This is a genomic window from Kitasatospora sp. NPDC059973, assembly GCF_042737525.1.
Taxonomy (GTDB): domain Bacteria; phylum Actinomycetota; class Actinomycetes; order Streptomycetales; family Streptomycetaceae; genus Kitasatospora.
In genome coordinates, this window is the sequence record NZ_JBHWUI010000322.1 from 1 (window position 1) to 3,933 (window position 3,933).

At 75.2% G+C, this 3,933-nt stretch carries 5 protein-coding genes; 2 read left to right on the top strand and 3 right to left on the bottom strand.

What is annotated here, in order from left to right:
* Nucleotides 1-96: 96 nt before the first annotated feature.
* Together ACFWA9_RS38585 and ACFWA9_RS38590 are read left to right on the top strand one after the other, a co-directional pair.
* Nucleotides 97-480, top strand: a complete 384-nt coding sequence (locus tag ACFWA9_RS38585; protein ID WP_329491552.1) for a PadR family transcriptional regulator — start codon at nt 97-99, stop codon at nt 478-480.
* Nucleotides 477-1,481 carry a hypothetical protein gene (locus ACFWA9_RS38590; RefSeq protein ID WP_380394160.1) on the top strand — a complete coding sequence of 335 codons (1,005 nt, stop codon included), beginning with the start codon at nt 477-479 and terminating at the stop codon, nt 1,479-1,481. Before ACFWA9_RS38585 ends, ACFWA9_RS38590 begins: the two co-directional genes overlap by 4 nt.
* A 55-nt stretch (nt 1,482-1,536) precedes the next feature.
* On the opposite strand, the gene ACFWA9_RS38595 is transcribed toward ACFWA9_RS38590, so the two are convergent.
* From ACFWA9_RS38595 to ACFWA9_RS38605, 3 genes are all read right to left on the bottom strand, one after another.
* A complete protein-coding gene (locus ACFWA9_RS38595; RefSeq protein ID WP_380394162.1) occupies nt 1,537-2,157 on the bottom strand; it encodes a TetR family transcriptional regulator in 621 nt (206 codons plus the stop codon).
* Nucleotides 2,154-3,653, bottom strand: coding sequence for an MFS transporter (locus ACFWA9_RS38600; protein ID WP_380394168.1), 1,500 nt, complete (start codon nt 3,651-3,653; stop codon nt 2,154-2,156). Before ACFWA9_RS38600 ends, ACFWA9_RS38595 begins: the two co-directional genes overlap by 4 nt.
* 94 nt (nt 3,654-3,747) lie before the next feature.
* Nucleotides 3,748-3,933, bottom strand: a 186-nt coding sequence (locus ACFWA9_RS38605; RefSeq protein ID WP_380394165.1) for a hypothetical protein, incomplete at its 5' end; no start/stop codon positions are given.

Consider the following 3,933-nt stretch of genomic DNA (forward strand, 5'->3'; position numbering starts at 1 on the left):
CCCCAGGTGCCCGGGCCCGGCGCCGCCGTCGGCATCTTCTGACAGCCCGATAGCTAAATCATCGACATACTCTGATCATTTAGCTATGCTCGCCCCATGGCTAACCGTCAACTACAGGAGCCGACCAGGCTCGTGCTCACCGCGCTGGCCGACGCCCCCCGGCACGGCTACGCGATCGTCCAGGAGGTGCTGGCCATCTCCGGCGGCCGGACCAAGCTCCTCACCGGCACCCTCTACACGGCACTGGACCGCCTCCTCCAGCAGGGGCTGATCCGGATCGACCACGAGGAGACCGTCGCGGGCCGGATGCGCCGCACCTTCGCCCTCACCGAGGAGGGCCGGCAGGTGCTCGGCGAGGAGACGGAGCGCCTGCGCGCCGGCGTCGCCGAGGCCGACCGCAGGCTCGCCCTCGGCCGCGGGCCGAACCCCGGACGCGGAACCGGCCTCAGCACGCCCCGACTGAACGGAGCCACCGCATGAGCACGCACGCCCAGACCACCCCGCCGCCCGCCAGGCTCGCCCTGCTGGGGCTCTACCCCGCCGCCTACCGGTCCTCGCACGGCGAGGAGATCGCCGCCGTCTTCGCGGAGTCCGTACAGGACGGCGACCGCCGCACCGTCCTGCGCGAGTGGACGGCCCTCGCCGCGCACGCCGTCCGGCTGCGGACCCGGCTCAGCTCACGCGACCCCGCCGGCCGCGTCCTCGCCGGCGCGGCGCCGTTCACGCTCGCCGGCGGCGCGGCCCTGGCCACCGTGCACCTGGTGATGAGCCTCTTCCTCACGGTGCCCCGGGTGGACCTGTTCAGCCCGAACGCCACGGCCACCGCCGTGGTGGGCGCGGGGCAGACCGCGCCCTGGATCCTCGCACTGGTCCTCGCCGCGCTCGGGCACTGGGGCCACGCCCGGCTGCTGGTCCTGGCCAGCGTCCTCGCCGGGGCCGGCGCTCCGGCCGCCTTCCTCGTGTACCCGTCGGGGGCGTTCCTCCAGTACGTCTTCCTGCTCCCGCTCTGGCTGCTGCTCGCCGTGCCGGTCCTGATCGCCCCGCCGGACGCCGTCGACCGGTCCGCGCGCGGCCGCACCGGGGCGGCGCTCGCCGCCGTCGCCGTGGCACTGCCGATGACCGCGCTCGTCCTGCGCTGGCCGTGGGCCGGCCCCGGGGACCTCTCCGAGCCCGTCTTCTCCGACGGCCTGCGGACCCTCCTCGACGTCTCCACGGCCTGGCCCGCCCTGGTGATGACGATCGCCTACCTCGTCCAGGTCGCCGCCGCCCGCCCCGACCGGCTGCGGGCCGCCGGCGCCGCCCTGGCCGTCCTCCCCTGGACCGCCATGCTGGCCCCGCCCTACTACTGGGCGCCGCCGATCGGGTTCGCCGAACTCGCCCGCGACGCCGGGGTCGTGGCCGCCTTCCTGGCCGTCGCCACCGCCCTCGCCGCACTGCGCCGCACCCGCGCCACCGCCCCGGAGCCGGTCGAACCGGCCTGACGGCGGCGCCCCGACCGGCGTGACCGGTCGGGGCCCGCACGGGGGCCGACCGGTCTCAGGCGCCGTCGACGAGCCGTTGCAGCGCCGGGGCGTACAGGTCGGCCAGCCGCTCGGGGGTGGCGCGGTCGCCCGCGCCCGGGCGGTGCAGGCTGAGCGTCGCGCCGAGCCCGAGCAGCTGGCCGGCGATCAGTTCGGCGCGCAGTTCGGCGTCCGGCCCCGGCAGGGAGGCGGCGAGGCGGTCCGTCACCTGGCGGCGGAACCGCTCGCGCAGCAGGGTCCGCTCGTCGTCGTTGCCGAGCGAGAAGACCACGCGCAGCAGGGGGTCGCCGCGCTGTTCCCGGCGCATCCGGACCACGGTGAGCACCAGGTGGCGGCCCAGCGCGCCGGGTTCGGCGGCGAACAGCTCGTCCGCCGCCGGCCCGAAGTCGGCGACGGTGTTGAACAGGTGCTCCTTGCTGCCGAACCGCTTCACGATCAGCGACGGGCTGACGCCCGCGTCGGCCGCTATCCCCCGCATGGTGACGTCGGCGTAGGGGCGCAGGGCGAAGGCCCGGCGGGCGGCGCGCAGGATCGCGTCCCGCCCGGTGCCCTGCTCGGCCTCGCCGAGCTGTTCGGGCCGCCCGGTCACCGGCCCGGTGGCCGGTTCGGTCGCGCCGGTCTCGTCGGCGATGGTCATGCGCTCTCCTGGGCCGGGGCCGCCGGGGTCGTCACCCCGACCGTACCGGCTGCGGCGGGGCCCGGGCGCGCCGTGCGGCCGGCGGGCAGGAAGAGGGTCGCGACCAGCGCGGCGGCGGCCATCCCGGCCGCGATCAGGAAGATCAGCAGATAGGCGTGCAGGGTGGGGGCGGTGCGCCCGGCGACGGTGAACGTGACGTGGGCGAGCACGGCGGTGACCACCGCGCTGCAGCAGGCCTGCCCGACCGAGCGCATCAGCGTGTTCAGCCCGTTCGCCGCGCCCGTCTCGCTGACCGGCACCGCCCGCATCACCAGCGCGGGCAGCGCCGAGTACGCGAGGGCGGTGCCGGAGGCGACGACGGTGGCCCCGGCCACGATCAGCCAGAGGCTGTGACTGGTGAAGAACCGCACCAGGTAGCCGACCACCATCACGGACGCCGCGACGGCGAGCGTCGTCCGGGGGCCGTACTTGGCGGAGATCCGGGCGGACAGCGGGGACAGCGCGACCATCGCCAGGCCGCCCGGCAGCAGGCAGAGGCCGCCCACCACGATCGAGGCGCCGAGACCGTAGCCGGTCTCCTTGGGCTCCTGCACCATCTGCGCGGTGACCAGGGAGTTCGCGTAGAAGGCGAAGCCGATGAGCATCGCGGCCAGGTTGGTCAGCAGCACCGCGGGCCGGGCCGAGACCCGCAGGTCCACCATCGGCGAGGTGGTGCGCAGCTCGTACCGGCCCCAGAGCAGCCCGAGCAGCAGCGAGCCGCCGAGCAGGCCGAGCGTGCGCGGCGAGGTCCAGCCCCAGCCGGCGCCCTGGGTGATCGCGAGCAGCAGGCCGACCAGGACGGCGCCGAGGCCGAGGGTCCCGGGGAGGTCGAAGCGCCCCCGGGAGCGCAGCGGCGACTCCGGCACGATCCGGAGCACCAGGGCGATGTCCAGCACGCCGAGCGCGGCGGAGGCCCAGAACATGGTGTGCCAGTCGAAGTTCTCCACGACCAGCGCCGCCACCGGCAGCCCTATCGCGGCGCCGATGCCGAGGGTGGAGCTCATCAGGGCGATGGAGGGCAGCACGCGCTCGGGCGGCAGTTCGTCGCGGATGATGCTGATGCCGAGGGGGATGACGGCGAGGGCCGCGCCCTGCAGCGCGCGGCCGGCGATCAGCACGCCGATCTGCGAGCTCACGGCGCACAGCACGGACCCGGCGGTGAGCACGCCCAGCGAGGCGAGCAGCACCCGGCGCTTGCCGTACATGTCGCCGACCCGGCCGAGCACGGGTGTGAAGACCGCGCCGGTCAGCAGGGTGACGGTGACCAGCCAGCCGGCCGCGCCCGGCGAGCTGCCGGTCAGCGCGGGGACGTGCGGGAGCAGCGGCACGACCAGGGTCTGCATGACCGCGACCACGACGCCGCAGAAGGCGAGGACGGGCACGATCAGGTCGGCCCGCGGCGTCCTGGCGGACGGGGTGGGAGAGGTCGGGCCGGACGCGGCCGTCACCGGGGTCATCGTGCTCCAGACGCTGGTCCACAGAGGGGTGCACAGACGTTCACCCATCCCAGGGTAAACGCTTGTGCACCCCCCTGTCCCGCCCTTTTCGCCCTCAGCCCGACGGCCGCGCCCTCGTCACCGGCGGCGACACCGACGGCGATGGCCGGGGCGGTGGTTCGCCGGGTTCCAGCGGGGAGATCATCGTCGTCGACGAGAGCAGCAGCAGTGCGAGCACCTTGAGCGGCCGTCCGTCGACCGCACCGCAGCCGAAGGGGCCGGCCGAACCCTTGGGTTCGGC

Excerpts from the sequence above, each read along its gene's own strand:
- ACFWA9_RS38585 (WP_329491552.1), top strand. The coding sequence starts at position 97 with ATGGCTAACCGTCAACTACAGGAGCCGACCAGGCTCGTGCTCACCGCG.
- ACFWA9_RS38590 (WP_380394160.1), top strand. The coding sequence starts at position 477 with ATGAGCACGCACGCCCAGACCACCCCGCCGCCCGCCAGGCTCGCCCTG.
- ACFWA9_RS38595 (WP_380394162.1), bottom strand. The coding sequence starts at position 2,157 with ATGACCATCGCCGACGAGACCGGCGCGACCGAACCGGCCACCGGGCCG.
- ACFWA9_RS38600 (WP_380394168.1), bottom strand. The coding sequence starts at position 3,653 with ATGACCCCGGTGACGGCCGCGTCCGGCCCGACCTCTCCCACCCCGTCC.